The sequence below is a fragment of the Pseudomonas putida genome (assembly GCF_028682635.1).
GTDB lineage: Bacteria > Pseudomonadota > Gammaproteobacteria > Pseudomonadales > Pseudomonadaceae > Aquipseudomonas > Aquipseudomonas putida_AE.
Map to the genome: position 1 here is coordinate 161,635 of NZ_JANHLK010000004.1, position 17,034 is coordinate 178,668.

General features: G+C 60.6%; 21 protein-coding genes. 11 read left to right on the plus strand and 10 right to left on the minus strand.

What is annotated here, in order from left to right:
- Positions 1-2: 2 nt before the first annotated feature.
- The 3 genes from mlaD to NPS56_RS06815 are packed head-to-tail and all read right to left on the minus strand — an operon-like array spanning position 3 to position 2,076.
- Positions 3-470 (minus strand): outer membrane lipid asymmetry maintenance protein MlaD, encoded by a 468-nt coding sequence (gene mlaD / locus NPS56_RS06805; protein WP_034147091.1) that lies wholly within the window; start codon positions 468-470, stop codon positions 3-5.
- On the minus strand, positions 470-1,267 hold the full coding sequence (gene mlaE / locus NPS56_RS06810) for a lipid asymmetry maintenance ABC transporter permease subunit MlaE (protein ID WP_274074006.1): 798 nt from the start codon (positions 1,265-1,267) through the stop codon (positions 470-472). The genes mlaD and mlaE overlap by 1 nt, the downstream gene beginning before the upstream one ends.
- Positions 1,267-2,076, minus strand: coding sequence for an ATP-binding cassette domain-containing protein (locus tag NPS56_RS06815; protein ID WP_274074007.1), 810 nt, complete (start codon positions 2,074-2,076; stop codon positions 1,267-1,269). The genes mlaE and NPS56_RS06815 overlap by 1 nt, the downstream gene beginning before the upstream one ends.
- Positions 2,077-2,353: 277 nt before the next feature.
- Here NPS56_RS06815 and NPS56_RS06820 point away from each other — a divergent pair, with 277 nt between their 5' ends.
- The 10 genes from NPS56_RS06820 (at position 2,354) to NPS56_RS06865 (ending at position 9,383) form a co-directional block, all read left to right on the plus strand.
- Positions 2,354-3,328 carry a KpsF/GutQ family sugar-phosphate isomerase gene (locus NPS56_RS06820; protein WP_274074008.1) on the plus strand — a complete coding sequence of 325 codons (975 nt, stop codon included), beginning with the start codon at positions 2,354-2,356 and terminating at the stop codon, positions 3,326-3,328.
- Positions 3,328-3,852, plus strand: coding sequence for a KdsC family phosphatase (locus NPS56_RS06825; RefSeq protein WP_274074009.1), 525 nt, complete (start codon positions 3,328-3,330; stop codon positions 3,850-3,852). The genes NPS56_RS06820 and NPS56_RS06825 overlap by 1 nt, the downstream gene beginning before the upstream one ends.
- Positions 3,853-3,860: 8 nt before the next feature.
- Positions 3,861-4,433: an LPS export ABC transporter periplasmic protein LptC gene (gene lptC / locus NPS56_RS06830; RefSeq protein WP_274074010.1), complete on the plus strand. Its 573-nt coding sequence runs from the start codon at positions 3,861-3,863 to the stop codon at positions 4,431-4,433.
- Positions 4,420-4,968: a lipopolysaccharide transport periplasmic protein LptA gene (gene lptA, locus NPS56_RS06835; protein WP_274074011.1), complete on the plus strand. Its 549-nt coding sequence runs from the start codon at positions 4,420-4,422 to the stop codon at positions 4,966-4,968. The genes lptC and lptA overlap by 14 nt, the downstream gene beginning before the upstream one ends.
- Positions 4,968-5,693, plus strand: coding sequence for an LPS export ABC transporter ATP-binding protein (gene lptB, locus NPS56_RS06840; RefSeq protein WP_008054366.1), 726 nt, complete (start codon positions 4,968-4,970; stop codon positions 5,691-5,693). Before lptA ends, lptB begins: the two co-directional genes overlap by 1 nt.
- A gap of 184 nt (positions 5,694-5,877) precedes the next feature.
- Positions 5,878-7,371: an RNA polymerase factor sigma-54 gene (locus NPS56_RS06845; protein ID WP_274074012.1), complete on the plus strand. Its 1,494-nt coding sequence runs from the start codon at positions 5,878-5,880 to the stop codon at positions 7,369-7,371.
- A gap of 75 nt (positions 7,372-7,446) precedes the next feature.
- Positions 7,447-7,755, plus strand: a complete 309-nt coding sequence (hpf, locus tag NPS56_RS06850) for a ribosome hibernation-promoting factor, HPF/YfiA family (protein WP_274074013.1) — start codon at positions 7,447-7,449, stop codon at positions 7,753-7,755.
- A gap of 12 nt (positions 7,756-7,767) precedes the next feature.
- Positions 7,768-8,232, plus strand: a complete 465-nt coding sequence (gene ptsN, locus NPS56_RS06855; protein ID WP_274074014.1) for a PTS IIA-like nitrogen regulatory protein PtsN — start codon at positions 7,768-7,770, stop codon at positions 8,230-8,232.
- Between the two features lie 2 nt (positions 8,233-8,234).
- Positions 8,235-9,092: an RNase adapter RapZ gene (gene rapZ, locus NPS56_RS06860; RefSeq protein ID WP_083348227.1), complete on the plus strand. Its 858-nt coding sequence runs from the start codon at positions 8,235-8,237 to the stop codon at positions 9,090-9,092.
- 15 nt (positions 9,093-9,107) lie between these two features.
- Positions 9,108-9,383: an HPr family phosphocarrier protein gene (locus NPS56_RS06865; protein ID WP_046820553.1), complete on the plus strand. Its 276-nt coding sequence runs from the start codon at positions 9,108-9,110 to the stop codon at positions 9,381-9,383.
- Positions 9,384-9,469: 86 nt separating this feature from the next.
- Here NPS56_RS06865 and NPS56_RS06870 read toward each other — a convergent pair whose 3' ends face one another.
- The 6 genes from NPS56_RS06870 to pmbA all read right to left on the minus strand — a co-directional run bounded on the left by NPS56_RS06870 (position 9,470) and on the right by pmbA (position 14,836).
- A complete protein-coding gene (locus NPS56_RS06870) occupies positions 9,470-10,363 on the minus strand; it encodes a ZIP family metal transporter (protein ID WP_274074015.1) in 894 nt (297 codons plus the stop codon).
- Positions 10,364-10,393: 30 nt separating this feature from the next.
- A complete protein-coding gene (locus NPS56_RS06875) occupies positions 10,394-11,005 on the minus strand; it encodes a superoxide dismutase (RefSeq protein WP_046820555.1) in 612 nt (203 codons plus the stop codon).
- Positions 11,006-11,007: 2 nt separating this feature from the next.
- Positions 11,008-11,448 carry a hypothetical protein gene (locus NPS56_RS06880; protein ID WP_274074016.1) on the minus strand — a complete coding sequence of 147 codons (441 nt, stop codon included), beginning with the start codon at positions 11,446-11,448 and terminating at the stop codon, positions 11,008-11,010.
- A gap of 27 nt (positions 11,449-11,475) precedes the next feature.
- On the minus strand, positions 11,476-12,852 hold the full coding sequence (locus tag NPS56_RS06885; protein ID WP_274074017.1) for a class II fumarate hydratase: 1,377 nt from the start codon (positions 12,850-12,852) through the stop codon (positions 11,476-11,478).
- The gene (locus NPS56_RS06890; RefSeq protein ID WP_046820558.1) at positions 12,833-13,240 is read right to left on the minus strand and encodes a hypothetical protein; all 408 of its coding nucleotides are present in this window, start codon (positions 13,238-13,240) and stop codon (positions 12,833-12,835) included. The genes NPS56_RS06885 and NPS56_RS06890 overlap by 20 nt, the downstream gene beginning before the upstream one ends.
- A gap of 249 nt (positions 13,241-13,489) precedes the next feature.
- Positions 13,490-14,836 (minus strand): metalloprotease PmbA, encoded by a 1,347-nt coding sequence (gene pmbA / locus NPS56_RS06895; protein ID WP_046820559.1) that lies wholly within the window; start codon positions 14,834-14,836, stop codon positions 13,490-13,492.
- Between the two features lie 108 nt (positions 14,837-14,944).
- Between pmbA and yjgA the strand changes: the two genes are divergently transcribed.
- Positions 14,945-15,469, plus strand: coding sequence for a ribosome biogenesis factor YjgA (gene yjgA, locus NPS56_RS06900; RefSeq protein WP_034148278.1), 525 nt, complete (start codon positions 14,945-14,947; stop codon positions 15,467-15,469).
- A 105-nt stretch (positions 15,470-15,574) separates the two neighbouring features.
- Here yjgA and tldD read toward each other — a convergent pair whose 3' ends face one another.
- Complete coding sequence (tldD, locus tag NPS56_RS06905; protein ID WP_274074018.1) at positions 15,575-17,017, minus strand: metalloprotease TldD; 1,443 nt, start codon at positions 17,015-17,017, stop codon at positions 15,575-15,577.
- Positions 17,018-17,034 lie beyond the last annotated feature (17 nt).

Sequence of the window (17,034 nt, forward strand, 5' to 3'; positions counted from 1 at the left end):
CCTCATTTGGCGTCTTTGCTAACGGTATTGAGCAGGAATTTACCGATCAGGTCCTCGAGCACCAGCGACGACTGGGTGTCATGGATGGTCCCGCCATCCTTGAGCAGGGCTTCTTCCCCACCCACGCTGATACCGATGTACTTCTCGCCCAACAGGCCAGCGGTCAGGATAGATGCAGTGGAGTCTGCCGGTAGATTATCTACACGCTTCTCCAGCTGCATGGTCACCCGACCAGTGAAACTGTCGCGGTCCAGATCGATTGCCGTGACCTTGCCGATGGTCACACCGGCCATGGTCACCTTGGCTCTGACAGTCAATCCGGCGATATTGTCGAAATACGCATAAAGTTTATAGGTTTCGGTGTTCGGGCTCGGGGACAGGCCACTGACCCGCAACGCCAGCAACAGCAAAGCCAGGATGCCAGCCAGCAAGAAAAGGCCGACACCGATTTCCAGGGTGCGGTTTTGCATCAGAAATCTCCAAACATCAAGGCGGTCAGAATAAAGTCCAGGCCGAGCACAGCCAAAGAGGCATACACCACGGTCTTGGTAGTGGCACGACTGATCCCTTCTGAAGTGGGCTCACAGTCATAGCCTTGGAATACGGCGATCCAGGTCACGACAAAGGCAAAGACCATGCTTTTGATGATGCCGTTGAGCACATCGTCGGCAAACGTCACGCTGTTCTGCATGTTCGCCCAGTAGGAGCCGTCATAGACACCCAGCCAGTCGACGGCCACCCAGGAACCGCCCCAGATACCCACCACGCTGAAAATCATCGCCAGCACCGGCAAGGAAATGAAGCCGGCCCACAGGCGCGGGGCAATGATGTACTTGAGCGGGTCCACCCCGATCATTTCCAGGCTGGAGAGCTGTTCGGTGGACTTCATGTTGCCGATTTCCGCCGTCAGCGCCGAACCGGCACGCCCGGCGAACAGCAATGCGGTGACCACCGGCCCCAGTTCACGCAGCAGCGTCAGCGCCACCATCTGCCCCACCGCCTGCTCCGAACCGTAGCTGGACAGGATGTTGAAGCCCTGGAGCGCCAGCACCATGCCGATGAATATCCCGGAGACCACGATGATCACCAGGGACATTACCCCCACCGAATGCAGTTGCTTGACCAGCAGGCCAAACCCGCCACCGATCCCCCCGCGTCCCAGCAGTGCATGAAACAGGAAAATCGAGGAGCGCCCGAACACCGCCAGCACATCGATGCCCGCGTGGCCGAACCGGCGCACCCTTTCCAACAGTGAAATCTTGCGCATCAACGCTTCCCCAGAAGATCTGCGCGGTAATCCGTCGCTGGAAAGTGATAGGCGACCGGACCGTCGGGCTCGCCTGTCATGAATTGACGGATACGCGGCTCGTCCGAGTTCATCAGTTCGTCGGGCGTGCCCTGCCCCAATACCTGGCCATCGCCCACCACATAGATGTAGTCGGCAATGCTGGCGGTTTCGGCCAGGTCATGGGACACCACGATACTGGTAATGCCCAGCGCATCGTTGAGCAAGCGGATCAGACGCACCAGCACACCCATGGCAATGGGGTCCTGGCCGACAAAAGGCTCGTCATACATGAGAATCTGTGGATCGAGCGCAATCGCCCGCGCCAGTGCGACGCGACGTTTCATGCCGCCGGACAGCTCGTCGGGCATCAGGTCGATGGCGCCACGCAACCCCACGGCCTGCAATTTGAGCAGGACGATGTCGCGGATCATTTCTTCGGGCAGCCCGGTATGAACGCGCAACGGGAAGGCGACGTTCTCGAAGACATCGAGGTCGGTAAACAGTGCGCCACTCTGAAACAGCACACCCATGTGCTTGCGTGCATCGAACAGATCACTGCGCGACAACGCCGGCAGGTTCTGGCCATTGACCCAGACTTCGCCACTGGCAGGCCGCAACTGCGCGCCCATCAGGCGCAACAGCGTGGTCTTGCCACATCCGGAAGGCCCCATGATGCCGGTGACCTTGCCGCGCGGGATGCGGATATCAATGTTATTGAAAATGCTGCGCGTACCGCGCTTGAAGGTCAGTCCCTTCAGCTCGACCGCGTAGGCGTTATCGGCGCTCATCTAAACTCCTTGCGATGCAGCCTCACACTCGGACGCCTGGCTTCCTGACAAAAGCACACTACCTCCTGGGCGGGCCGAACTGGCGGCGAACTATATCACTGCAAGCGGCACGCGCCCAAGGCCAATGCCGGGCCATGTTCAGCAACATGACAGCCAGGAAGGCTCAATCCAGAGGGGATTAGGTAACAATGAATGACAATGGGCAACGAACTTGCGTGAGGGTTTGAACCATACCGGCTATAATCGCCGCCTTTTCATCAGGCTAAACATTTTCGAAATGAGCCAATCCAGCGACCTGATCAAGTCAGCACAACGCACCATCCGCCTCGAAGTGGAAGCCGTAAAAGGCTTGCTGCCCCGTATCGACGCGGATTTCGTGCGCGCCTGCGAAATGATTCTGGCCAGCAAAGGCCGTGTCGTCGTGGTCGGCATGGGCAAATCGGGGCATATCGGCAACAAGATCGCCGCGACGCTGGCCAGTACCGGCACCACGGCCTTTTTCGTGCACCCCGCCGAGGCCAGCCATGGCGACATGGGCATGATCACCCGCGACGACATCATCCTGGCGCTGTCGAATTCCGGCTCAACCAATGAAATCGTCACCCTGTTGCCACTGATCAAGCGCCTGGGCATCCAGTTGATCAGCATGACCGGCAAGCCCAACTCACCGCTGGCCAAGGCCGCCGAGGTCAACCTGAATGTGCATGTCGAGCATGAAGCCTGCCCGCTGAACCTCGCGCCCACCTCGTCGACGACCGCCGCGCTGGTCATGGGCGATGCCCTGGCCGTTGCACTGCTGGAAGCCCGCGGTTTTACCGCCGAGGATTTCGCCTTTTCCCACCCGGGCGGTGCATTGGGCCGACGCCTGCTGCTGAAAGTCGAAAACGTCATGCACGCCGGGCAGGAGCTGCCGCAAGTACAACGCGGCACCCTGCTCAAGGATGCGCTGATGGAAATGACCCGCAAAGGCCTGGGCATGACCGTGGTGCTCGAGGCCGATGGCAAGCTGGCCGGGATCTTCACCGACGGTGATTTGCGTCGCACGCTGGACCGCAGTATCGACATCCACAGCGCCACCATCGATCAGGTCATGACAGCCCACGGCAAGACCGCCCGCGCCGAAATGCTCGCCGCCGAGGCCCTGAAAATAATGGAAGATCACAAAATCAACGCGCTGGTCGTGGTCGACAGCGAAGATCGCCCGGTCGGCGCCTTGAACATGCACGACTTGCTGCGTGCGGGAGTAATGTAATGAGCGCTGACCTGCTGCAACGCGGCAAACAGATCAAGCTGGCGGTGTTCGATGTCGACGGCGTCCTGACCGACGGGCGCCTGTACTTCCTCGAAGACGGCAGCGAATTCAAGACCTTCAACACACTCGACGGCCAGGGCATCAAGATGCTGATGGCGGCCGGCGTGCAAACCGCCATCATCAGCGGGCGCAAGACCCCGGTGGTCGAGCGACGGGCGAAGAACCTCGGCATCCCCCACCTGTATCAGGGCCGCGAGGACAAACTGGTGGTGCTCGACGAGCTTCTTGGCCAACTCGGCCTAAGCTATGAGCAGGTCGCCTACCTCGGAGACGATTTGCCGGACCTGCCAGTGATCCGCCGCGTCGGCCTGGGCATGGCCGTGGCCAATGCCGCCAGCTTCGTGCGCGAGCACGCTCACGGCATCACCCAGGCCCGAGGTGGCGAAGGTGCCGCCCGTGAATTCTGCGAATTGATCCTGCGCGCCCAAGGCCGTCTCGATGAGGCTAACGCCGCGTACCTGTGAGCCAGATAATGCTAAGTAAAAAGTTTCGCAACATACTGGTGTTCGGTAGCATCACGGCGATTTTCGCTGCGGTCGGCTACTGGAACATCAGCCCGGAACGCTTCCTCGACAAGCCGGTCGTGCAAGTCGATGAGAGTGCGATCGACTATTACGCCACCAACGCCCACAGCGTACAGTTCCTGCCGGACGGCAGGCTGCAGTACGAGATGACGTCGGACAAGGTCGAGCACCTCAAGGCCACCGAGGTGACGCTGCTGACAAACCCCGACCTGAACATGTTCCGCGGCACCGAGTTTCCGTGGCACGTGCAGAGCGAAAAAGGCGAGGTCAATCCCGACGGCACTGAGGTCGAGTTGATCGATTCGGTACGCATTACACGTTTTGACGAGAAAAATCGCAGGACGCTGATCACCACCACTCGCATGACCGTGTTCCCGCAGCAGCAATATGCGCAGACCGAGCGAGACGTTAGAATCGACGGCGCTGGCGGTGTATCGACTGGCAAGGGAATGAAGGCGTATTTGAAAGAAAGCAGGATACACCTGCTATCGAACGTAAGAGGACAGTATGAGGCTCGTTAAAACCCTCCCTATTTTGCTCAGTCTGGGCGCTGCACTGGGAAGCGTGAGCGCCTGGGCTCTGCCGGACGATCAACAGCAGCCTATTCGCATTCAGGCCGACGATGCCCAGCTGGACGACAAGCAAGGCATCGCCACGTACAGCGGCGACGTCATCATCACCCAGGGCTCGATGAAGGTCACCGGCAATAAGGTAACGATGACCCGCGCGCCGAACGGCGACATCGACGTGGTGACCTCGGTGGGCAACCTGGCCTACTTCGAGCAAATGCAGACGGCTGGCGACTCCAAGCCGGTGCAGGGCTGGGGCGTGACCATCCAGTACCTCGCTCCGCAAAACCGCGTCGTGCTGATCGACAAGGCCAAAGTCATCGACAAGGACAACAACGTCACCCAAGGCGAGAAAATCGTCTATGACACCGAGAAGAAACTGGCCAGCGCCGGTCGCGCCACAGGCAGCAAGGTGACCGAGTCGCGTCCGCGCATCGACATGGTGATCCAGCCGAAAAAGAAAACCGACGAGCAAAAGGCCCCGTAATGGCAACTCTGAAAGCCCAGCACCTGGCCAAGAGCTACAAGAGCCGCCAGGTCGTGCGTGACGTCAGCCTGTCCATCGACAGCGGCCAGATCGTCGGCCTGCTCGGCCCCAACGGCGCCGGCAAGACCACCTGCTTCTACATGATCGTCGGCCTGGTACAGGCCGATCAGGGCCGCGTGCTGATCGATGACCTCGACGTCAGCCACCAGCCGATGCACGGTCGCGCCAAGGCGGGTATCGGCTATCTGCCACAGGAAGCGTCGATCTTCCGCAAACTGTCGGTGGCCGACAACATCATGGCCATCCTCGAGACCCGCAAGGAACTCGACAAGGCCGGCCGCCGCAAGGAACTGGAAAGCCTGCTGCAGGAATTCCACATCAGCCACATCCGCGACAACCTCGGCATGAGCCTGTCCGGCGGCGAGCGCCGCCGCGTGGAAATCGCCCGGGCACTGGCCACCAACCCGAAATTCATCCTGCTCGACGAACCGTTCGCCGGCGTCGACCCGATTTCGGTGGGCGACATCAAGCAGATCATCCATCACCTCAAGGCCAAGGGCATCGGCGTGCTGATCACCGACCACAACGTCCGTGAAACCCTGGATATCTGCGAAACCGCCTACATCGTCAACGATGGCCAACTGATCGCCGAAGGTGACGCTGAAACCATCCTGGCCAATGACCTGGTCAAGGAAGTGTACCTGGGGCACGAATTCCGTCTGTAAGCGTCGAGGTGTCCGGCGGGTCGACCGAGCGCTCGGCGCAATAAAAAATCAACCTTTTTTTATTGTTACAGCGCTCTAGGCAAACGCCGCGGTTTCGGGCATATAATTTGCTTATGTTTGGCGCTCCGGCGCCCTGTAGTGGATGGCGCATGTGCGCCGGCGAATAAGGTGTTAAGCCCCTGCCATGAAACCATCGCTAGTCTTGAGAATGGGCCAGCAGCTGACGATGACACCGCAGCTGCAACAGGCCATCCGCCTGCTCCAATTGTCGACCCTGGACCTGCAACAGGAAATCCAGGAGGCCCTGGAGTCCAACCCGATGCTCGAGCGCCAGGAAGAAGGCGACGACTTCGACAATTCCGACCCGCTGGCCGACAACGCCGAACACAAGCCCAGTACCGACATCCAGGAACCCTCTTACCAGGAAACCGCCCCGACGGTCGATAACCTCGAGGAAGGCGACTGGAACGAGCGCATTCCTAACGAACTGCCGGTCGACACCGCCTGGGAAGACGTGTACCAGACCAGTGCCAGCAGCCTGCCGAGCAACGATGACGACGAGTGGGACTTCACCACCCGCACATCGGCGGGCGAGAGCCTGCAAAGCCACCTGCTGTGGCAATTGAACCTGGCACCGATGTCCGACACCGATCGCCTGATCGCCGTGACCCTGATCGACTGCATCAACAACCAGGGTTATCTGGACGAGACGCTGGAGGAGATCCTCGAAGCCTTCGATCCGGAACTGGACATCGAACTGGACGAAATCGAAGCCGTCCTGCACCGCATCCAGCAATTCGAACCCGCCGGCATCGCTGCCCGCAACCTGGGCGAATGCCTGCTGCTGCAATTGCGCCAGCTACCCGCCAAGACGCCTTGGCTGGCCGAGGCCAAGCGCCTGGTCACCGACTACATCGACTTGCTCGGCAGCCGCGACTACAGCCAGCTGATGCGCCGCATGAAGCTCAAGGAAGATGAACTGCGCCAGGTGATCGAACTGGTGCAGAGCCTCAACCCGCGCCCTGGCTCGCAAATCGAGTCGACCGAAGCCGAATATGTGGTGCCCGACGTGATCGTGCGCAAGGACAACGAGCGCTGGTTGGTGGAGTTGAACCAGGAGTCAGTGCCGCGCCTGCGGGTCAACGCCCAGTACGCAGGCTTCGTGCGCCGTGCCGACACCAGCGCCGACAACACCTTCATGCGCAATCAGCTGCAGGAAGCCCGCTGGTTCATCAAGAGCCTGCAGAGCCGCAACGAAACCCTGATGAAAGTGGCCACGCAGATTGTCGAGCATCAGCGCGGCTTCCTGGAGTACGGCGACGAGGCCATGAAACCGCTGGTGCTGCATGACATCGCCGAAGCGGTCGGCATGCACGAGTCGACGATTTCGCGGGTGACCACGCAGAAATTCATGCATACCCCTCGGGGCATCTATGAACTGAAATACTTTTTCTCCAGCCACGTCAGCACCTCCGAGGGCGGAGAATGCTCGTCCACGGCGATTCGCGCGATCATCAAAAAACTGGTGGCGGCGGAAAATCAGAAAAAGCCGTTGAGTGACAGCAAGATCGCTGGTTTACTGGAGGCACAAGGCATTCAGGTGGCTCGCCGCACCGTCGCCAAGTACCGCGAATCCCTCGGGATCGCGCCTTCGAGCGAACGCAAGCGGTTGATGTAGGGCCACGCCACAGCGTTCCAGTGGCAGATCATCTGGATCTGCCGCTTTATGCACTGGCAACGAAGGAGAAGCTGTATGCAAGTCAACATCAGTGGACACCAACTGGAAGTGACCGAACCTCTTCGCACCTACATCGGCGAAAAACTCGAACGATTGGAGCGACATTTCGACAAGATCACCAACGTGCAAGTCACGATGTGCGTCGAAAAGCTGAAGCAAAAAATCGAAGCCACGCTGCATATTCCCGGCAATGAGGTCGTCGCAAACGCGGAACATACTGATATGTACGCAGCTATCGACTTACTGACCGACAAGCTGGATAAACAACTCAAAAAGCATAAGGAAAAGACCCAGAGCCTCCTCCAGGGCGCTACGGGTCGTTAACACTCCCAACCCATGATCCGACTTGAAAGCATCCTGACCCCCGGCCGTTCCCTGGTGAACGTGCCGGGCGGCAGTAAAAAGAAAGCCCTCGAGCAAATTGCCAACCTGATCGCCCGGGAAGTGCCGGATCTGGAGATGCAAGATGTCTTCGAGGCTTTGATCGCCCGTGAAAAACTCGGTTCGACGGGTTTTGGCAACGGCATCGCCATTCCCCACTGTCGCCTGAAGGGCTGCACATCGCCCATCAGCGCCTTGATGCACCTCGACGCCCCCATCGATTTCGACGCCATCGACGGCGCTCCGGTTGACCTGCTGTTCGTGCTACTGGTCCCGGAAGCCGCTACCGATGCGCACCTGGAGCTTTTGCGCCAGATCGCCAGCATGCTCGACCGCAAGGAAGTGCGCGAAAAACTGCGCAGCGCCGCGAGCAATGAAGCCTTGTATCAGGTTGTCCTGGACGAGCAAAACGGTCACTAATCATGCGCTTGATCATCGTCAGCGGTCGTTCCGGCTCAGGTAAAAGTACCGCCCTCGACGTCCTCGAGGACAACGGCTACTACTGCATCGACAACCTGCCTGCCGGTTTGCTGCCCGAACTGGCCGAGCGCGCGCTGATTCACACCGAGCTGGCGCAACCGCTGGTTGCCGTATCCATCGATGCGCGCAACCTGCCAAGTCACCTGTCGCGTTTCCCCGAACTGCTGGCCGAAGTGCGCAGCCGCCACATCCAGTGCGATGTCCTGTACCTGGATGCCGACGAGGAAACCCTGCTCAAGCGTTTCTCGGAAACCCGCCGCCGTCACCCGCTGAGCAATGCCAACCGCTCACTGGCCGAGGCGATCAACGACGAGACCACCCTGCTCGGGCCGATTGCCGACCTGGCCGACCTCAAGCTCAACACCACCAGCCTGAACCTGTACCAACTGCGCGATACCATCAAGCTGCGCCTGCTGAACCAGCCGGAACCCGGCACGGCATTCCTCGTGGAGTCGTTCGGGTTCAAGCGTGGCATGCCGGTCGACGCCGACCTGGTATTCGATGTGCGCTGCCTGCCCAATCCTTACTGGAAGCCGGAACTGCGCGAGCAGTCCGGGCTCGACCAACCGGTGGCCGATTACCTGGCGGCGCAACCCGATGTCGAGGAGATGTTCCAGGACATTTCTACGTACCTGCTCAAATGGCTGCCACGTTTTGCCGCCAGCAACCGCGCCTATGTCACTATTGCCATTGGCTGCACCGGCGGCCATCACCGCTCCGTCTACCTGACTGAACGTCTTGGCCAGGTCCTGCAGCAATCCCTGAAGAACGTCCAGGTTCGCCACCGCGACCTCAGCTAAAGGATTCACACCGCGATGCCTGCTCTGGAAATCGAAATCATCAACAAGCTGGGCCTGCATGCCCGCGCTTCGGCAAAATTCGTTGGAATCGCCGGTCAATTCAAGGATTGCACGATCAGGGTAGGACGCACGCCAGAGACCACCGTCGACGGTAAAAGCATCATGGCGATGATGATGCTGGCCGCCGGCAAGGGCACCAGGATTTACCTGAGCACGGAAGGCGAGCAGGAACAGGAAGCGCTGGATGCGCTGGTGAAGTTGATCAACAACTACTTCGACGAAGGCGAATAAAGGTCAAGATCAAAAGATCGCAGCCTGCGGCAGCTCCTACATGGGATCGTGTTTACCTGTAGGAGATGCCGCAGGCTGCGATCTTTTTAGGCCAACGCCGTATCCATCACCATCATCAGGCAAAACCCGATCAGCAGCCCAAGGCTTGCCAATTTGTCGTGACCATTGCGGCGCGACTCGGGAATCACTTCGTGGGTGACCACCAACAGCATCGCCCCCGCCGCCAGCGCCAACCCCAAAGGCAACAACAGTTCGGCCAGGCTCACCAGCCATGCGCACAACAGCGCGAACACTGGCTCCACCAACCCTGAAGCAGCACCGATCAGGAAAGCCTTGAACCGCGACATCCCGGCTCCCGCCAGCACCAGCGCGATCACCAACCCCTCCGGCACATCCTGCAGGGCAATGCCCATCGCCAGGCTGTCGGCGTCAGGCATGCCGCCACCGGCCGACACGCCGACCGCCATGCCTTCGGGGATGTTATGGGCAATGATGGCAAACACGAACAGCCAGATCCGTGGCGCAATGACCGGATGCTCCACGGTGCCGACGAGCATTTGCGGTGAAGCACCCGAGACCTGGCAATCCACCAGGAACAGACCGAAGGCGCCGAGCAGGATGCCAAGACACATCAGGCCGCTGGCAGCCCACGGACTCATGCCCAGGTTTTCTGCCGCGGCAATGCCCGGCATGATCAGCGAAAACGCTGTCGCCGCGAGCATGACGCCAGCACCAAAGCCCAGCAGGGAATCGCTGAGTGCCTGGGGCATGCGCCGGATCACCAGCACCGGCACAGCCCCGAGCGCCGTGCCCAGGGCGCAGATCGCACCGCCCTGCAACGCCCGCGACAGCCGCGGTTCAAGGTCCAGCCAGGCCAGCCCATGTGCAACCAGCAAGCTCATGCCCGCCAGCAGTAACAGCGATCCGAATGCGTAACGAAACATTCGTCCACTTCCGATCGCCAGCGTTTCAGTGCCCATAATCAGCCTTGGGTTGTTTTTATAAAGGACTCAGGCCAGTGCCGCTTGATAGCGCGCCGCAACTTCCGGCCAATTGATCACGTTGTAGAACGCGCTGATGTATTCCGGACGGCGATTCTGATACCGCAGGTAATAGGCGTGTTCCCACACATCCAGGCCGAGGATCGGCGTATTGCCGTTCATCAACGGGCTGTCCTGGTTGCCGCTGCTTTCCACGACCAGGGTCTTTTGTGGGGTTACGCTCAGCCACGCCCAGCCACTGCCGAAACGGGTCAACGCCGCCTTGGTGAAAGCGTCCTTGAAACTGTCGAGGCCACCCAGCTGCTCATCGATCGCCTTGGCCAGCGCGCCTTCAGGCTTGCCGCCGCCGTGCGGCGCCATGACTTCCCAGAACAATGAATGGTTGGCGTGGCCGCCGCCCTGGTTGATCACTGCCGCACGGAGCTTCTCCGGCAGTTGCTGCACGGCGGCCACCAGCTTTTCCACTGGCCACTCGGCGAACTCGGTGCCCTCGACCGCAGCGTTGAGGTTGTTGATATAGGTCTGGTGGTGTTTGGTGTAGTGGATTTCCATGGTCTGCGCATCGATGTGCGGTTCCAGGGCGTCGTAGGCATACGGCAAGGCAGGCAGGGTAAAAGCCATGTTCAGTGGACTCCATGATGGTGAGGCGCAGGGCGATGCGACGGTGAGGCAGTCTCGATGTGCAGCAACCGATGGGTGCGTGGATATTCACCGTGCTCGCTGATGAAATTCAGCAGTTCGACGTAGGTCTTGTTGCTCTGGCGCAGCGCCGCTTCACGCAGCGCTGGCGTCAGTCGCGGGTCCTGCACGGTCTGTAGCAGGCGCTGGTGGATGGCGCACAGGTACTCGGCGCTCTCCTCCGGCTGGTTCAGGCGCAAATGCAGGTCCGCCAGGTTGTGATGGGAGATCACGCAGGCCGCCACCGCTTCATCGGCATTTGCCCAGCGCTCGAACAGCACCTGGGCCAGGGCCAATGCCTGCAAGTAAGCCTCGCGGGCATCGACCAGCTCGCCCAACATGAAACAGCGATTTGCCCTTTCGATCGTGCGTTTCCAGTGTTCCATGGTGAGCCTCCAAAGCGGTGGTGGTGGTTACACGCCGCCAGCGGTGAGTTTTTCCGGGTTGAGCAACGTTTCCAGCTGGCTACGCGGAAGTTCGGTGTGCTCCAGTGCGACATCGATCACCGGGCGGCCCTGCTGATAAGCCTTCTTGGCGATTTCAGCGGCTTTCTGGTAGCCAATGATCGGGTTGAGTGCCGTCACCAGGATCGGGTTGCGCGAGAGCGCTTGCTTGATCCGGTCTTCGTTGACCTTGAAGCTGGCGATGGCCTTTTCCCCCAGCAGACGGCTGGAGTTGGCCAGCAATTCGATGCTGCCCAGCAGGTTCTGGGCGACGATGGGCAGCATCACGTTGAGCTCGAAATTGCCCGACTGACCGGCGATGGTGATCACCGTGTCGTTGCCGATTACCTGGGCGGCGACCATGGCGGTAGCCTCCGGGATCACCGGGTTGACCTTGCCGGGCATGATCGAAGACCCCGGCTGCAATGCTTCGAGCTCGATCTCACCCAGGCCAGCCAGAGGACCGGAGTTCATCCAGCGCAGGTCGTTGGCGATTTTCATCAGCGACACCGCGGTCGCCTTGAGCTGGCCGGAAACGGCAACGGCGGTGTCCTGGGAGCCGATCAAGGCAAACAGATCCACGCCCGGCGTAAATTGCACCTGGGTCAGCTTGCTCAGTTGTTGGCTGAAGCGCGCCGCGAATTCGGGATGCGCATTGACCCCGGTGCCCACTGCCGTACCGCCCTGGGCCAGGGATTGCAGGCTTGGCTGCAGGCCTTGCAAATGGCCGATGTTGGCCTTGAGTTGTTGCGCCCAACCATTGAGCACCTGGCTCATGCGCACCGGCATGGCATCCATCAGGTGGGTGCGCCCGGTCTTGACGTGGTGATGCACCTCTTGCGCCTTGCGCTCGATCACCTGAACCAGCCCGTTCAGGGCCGGCAACAACTGTTCGTGCAAGGCCAGCGCGGCACTGACGTGGATAGTGGTCGGGATGATGTCGTTGCTGCTCTGCCCGCAATTGACGTGATCGTTGGGGTTCACCGGCTCGCCGAGCAGGCGGCTGGCCAGGGTGGCGATCACTTCGTTGGCGTTCATGTTGGAGCTGGTGCCGGAACCGGTCTGGAACACATCCACCGGGAAGTGCTGCATGAAATCGCCTTCCAGCAAGCCTTGCGCAGCCTCGACGATGGCGATGCCCTGGGACTCGCTGATCTGCTTGAGCTCGATGTTGGCGCGCGCTGCTGCAGCCTTGGCCAGGATCAACGCGCGAATGAACTGCACCGGCATTGGCTTGCCGCTGATCGGGAAGTTATCCACTGCACGCTGAGTCTGTGCGCCATAGAGGGCGTCATGCGGGACCTGAAGCTCGCCCATGCTGTCGCGCTCAATACGTGTCTTGGTCATCTGAAAATCCTTGCACCAGTTCAGTTAAGGGAATCGAGGGTTGCAGCTCGCAGGTCGCCAGTTGCCAGGTGTAGCTCTGCCAGCGCTTGAGGCGGCATTTGCACAAGGCGAGGCGTTCGAGTTCGCGCAAAGGGCGCCAGGCCTGGTCGAGGCAGTAAGTGCGCCAGTGCCAGGGCAGCGCGACATCCGCAGCGGTGTCGAGCAGCAAACGGAAGGAGGTTTGGGCAATGGTCCAGGGCGAGGTTGCCGTGCAACAGGCCAGATACCGGCCTTCGGCCAGGTAATGATCGATCAGGCGCGGCTCGTCGGGATCCATCGCGCAACGGATCTGGCGACTCATCCAACGCCAGCTTTCGAGGTAAGGCTGCTCGTGCAAGGCAGAACTCATGATCCGGGGCTCATTCGGTAATGAGATTTATTATTAGATGATAATGAGAACCAACACAAGCTCGATAGCGCACGTAGAACTCACTGTGGGAGCGGGCTTGCTCGCGAAGAGGCCTGCACATTCAACATCTTCGTTGACTGGCGTGCCGCCTTCGCGAGCAAGCCCGCTCCCACATGGGATCTGTGTAAGGCATATAAAAAAAGGCGCGCCACCTGAGGGGTGGCGCGCCTTTTTGTGTAACGGCGAGGCTTAGCTGCCCGCCACCGTCATCCGCTCGATCAACACCGAACCGGTGCGAATGTTACTGCGCAGCTCCAGGTCATTACCCACGGCAACGATCTGCTTGAACATGTCGCGCATGTTGCCGGCGATGGTTACTTCCTGGACCGCGAACTGGATTTCGCCGTTCTCGACCCAGTAACCCGCCGCGCCACGGGAGTAATCGCCGGTCACCATGTTCAGGCCCTGGCCCATCAGTTCGGTCACCAGCAGGCCGCGGCCCATGCGACGCAGCAACGCAGCCTGGTCCTCATCACCGTGGGTGACGAACAGGTTGTGCACGCCGCCCGCGTTGGCGGTGCTCGGCATGCCAAGCTTGCGGCCGGAGTAGGTGCCGAGGATGTAGGACACCAGCTCGCCCTTTTCGACGAACGGTTTGGCGTAGGTTGCCAGGCCATCGCCGTCGAACGCAGCACTGCCCATGGCCCGCATCAGGTGCGGACGCTCGTCGATGGTCAGCCATTCCGGGAACAGCTTCTGCCCCAGGGTACCTTCGAGGAACGACGATTTGCGATACAGGCTGCCGCCGGAAATCGCCGACAGGAAACTGCCGAACAAACCACCGGCCAGCTCCGCGGAAAACAGCACCGGCACTTCGCAGGTCGGCACCGGACGCGCGCCCAGACGGCTCGCCGCGCGCTGGGCAGCACGTTGACCGATGCTCACCGGATCGGCCAGCAGGTTGCCCTGGCGGTTCACGTCGTACCAGTAATCGCGCTGCATCTGGCCATCGGCCTCGGCGATCATGACGCAGCTCAAGCTATGCCGGGTCGACGCATAACCGCCAACAAACCCGTGGCTATTGCCATAGACACGGCAGCCCTGATGGGTACTCAGGGTCGTACCATCGGCGTTCTTGATCCGGCTGTCAGCAGCAAAGGCTGCAGCTTCACAGGCCAGAGCCTGCTCGATCGCCTGTTCCGGAGTGATATCCCATTGGTGGAACAGGTCGAAGTCCTGCACGTCCTTGGCCATCAGCGCGGCATCCGCCAGGCCCGAGGCTTCGTCTTCCGAGGTGTGTTTGGCAATCGCCAGGGCAGCCGCTACGGTTTCACGAATCGCCTCAGGGCCACTGGCCGAGGTGCTGGCCGAGCCCTTGCGCTGACCGACGTACAGCGTGATGCCAAAACCCTGGTCGCGATTGAATTCGACGGTTTCGACTTCACGCTGACGAACCGTGGTCGACAGGCCTTGTTCCAGCGACACCGCCACTTCACAGGCACTGGCGCCCTGGCGCTTGGCTTCAGCGATGATCTGCTCGACCTGTTCTTGCAGTGCCGGCAACGCTTGTGGGCCGACGCTCTCAACTGCACTCATGCTGTTCTCCACTCAAATTCTGCTTTCGGTAACGGTCATCGAGCGACCGGGCCGGACAAGCGGCCCCCGACTGGTTATCATGGCGGCGTTTCTTTGCGGACGGCCACCATGGTTGATTCTTACGACGACTCCCTCGATACGGGAGAAAAAAGCAAATCCCAGGTTAAACGCGAGCTGCATGCTCTGGTTGACCTCGGCGAGCGCCTTACAACGCTCAAGCCTGACTTGCTGGCAAAGCTGCCGTTGACCGACGCCATGCGTCGGGCCCTGGCCGATGCGCCCAAGCACACCGCGAACATCGCGCGTAAACGGCACCTTCAGTTCATCGGCAAGCTGATGCGCGATCAGGACACTGACGCGATTCTGGTCTTGCTCGATCAACTCGATGCCTCCACCCGCCAGTACAACGAACGCTTCCATAACCTGGAACGTTGGCGCGATCGCCTGATCGCCGGCGACGATGCCGTACTGGAAAAATTCGTCGTCGACTACCCGGACGCGGACCGCCAGCAATTGCGTTCCCTGATCCGTCAGGCCCAGCACGAGGTTGCGCAAAACAAGCCTCCTGCTTCCAGCCGTAAAATCTTCAAGTACATCCGTGAGCTGGACGAGACTCAACGCGGTCTGCGTTAAGCCATCGCAACTCCTGTAGGAGCTGCCGCAGGCTGCGATCTTTTGATCTTCTAAAAAGCAAAAGATCGCAGCCTTCGGCAGCTCCTACAGGGGATGTATCAATCCCTATGCGCCCGTGCCACCCACGGTGATCGCATCAATTTTCAGCGTTGGCTGGCCGACACCCACCGGCACCGATTGCCCATCCTTGCCACACGTCCCCACGCCGCTGTCCAGTGCCAGGTCGTTACCGACCATCGACACCTTGCTCATGGCTTCAGGGCCGTTGCCGATCAACGTCGCGCCTTTGACCGGGGCGGTGATCTTGCCGTCCTCGATCAGGTACGCTTCGCTGGTGGAGAACACGAACTTGCCGCTGGTGATGTCCACCTGGCCACCGCCGAGGTTGGCGCAGTAGATGCCGCGTTTCACCGAGGCGATGATTTCTTCCGGATCGCTTTCGCCGGCCAGCATGTAGGTGTTGGTCATGCGCGGCATCGGCAGGTGCGCGTAGGATTCGCGACGACCGTTACCGGTGCGGGCCACGCCCATCAGGCGGGCGTTGAGCTTGTCCTGCATGTAGCCCTTGAGTACGCCGTTTTCGATCAGCGTGGTGCACTCGGTCGGCGTCCCTTCGTCGTCGACGCTCAAGGAACCGCGACGCCCGGCCAGGGTACCGTCATCGACGATGGTGCACAGCTTGGACGCAACCATCTCGCCCATGCGCCCGCTGTAGGCCGAACTGCCTTTGCGGTTGAAGTCGCCTTCCAGGCCGTGGCCGACCGCTTCGTGCAGCAACACGCCCGACCAGCCCGAACCCAGCACCACCGGCAAGGTACCGGCCGGCGCCGGAATGGCTTCCAGGTTGACCAAGGCCTGGCGCAGCGCCTCACGGGCATAGCTCATGGCGCGGTCTTCAGCGAGGAAATAACGGTAGTCGGTACGCCCGCCACCGCCGTGGCCACCGCGCTCGCGGCGGCCGTTCTGCTCGACGATCACGCTGACGTTGAAGCGCACCAGCGGCCGTACATCCGCCGCCAGGCCGCCGTCGGTGGACGCTACCAGGATCCGCTCCCAGACACCGGCCATGCTCACGGTGACCTGCTGGATGCGCGGATCGAGGGCTCGGGTGGCCGCATCGATGCGCTTGAGCAGATCGACTTTCTCGGCACGGGTCAGCACTTCCAGAGGATTGTCCGGCCCGTACAACTGCGCCACGTCCTGGCTGGTAAACGCTTGCACGGTGCCATTCTGCCCGGCTCGGGAGATCGACCGGGCAGCACGGGCCGCCGCGCCCAGGGCTTCCAGGGTGATGGCGTTGCTGTACGCAAAACCGGTCTTCTCACCGGATTGCGCGCGCACGCCAACCCCTTGGTCGAGGTTGAAGCTGCCTTCCTTGACGATGCCGTCTTCCAGCGCCCAGGACTCGGAAATCTGCCCCTGGAAATACAGGTCGGCGGCATCGATGCCTGGGCCGGCCAGGTCGCCAAGCACACCTTGCAGGCTTTCGATCGTTACGCCACCCGGCGCCAGGAGGTGTTCACTGACTGAGGACAACAACTCGCTCATATGCTTTACGCCTTAAA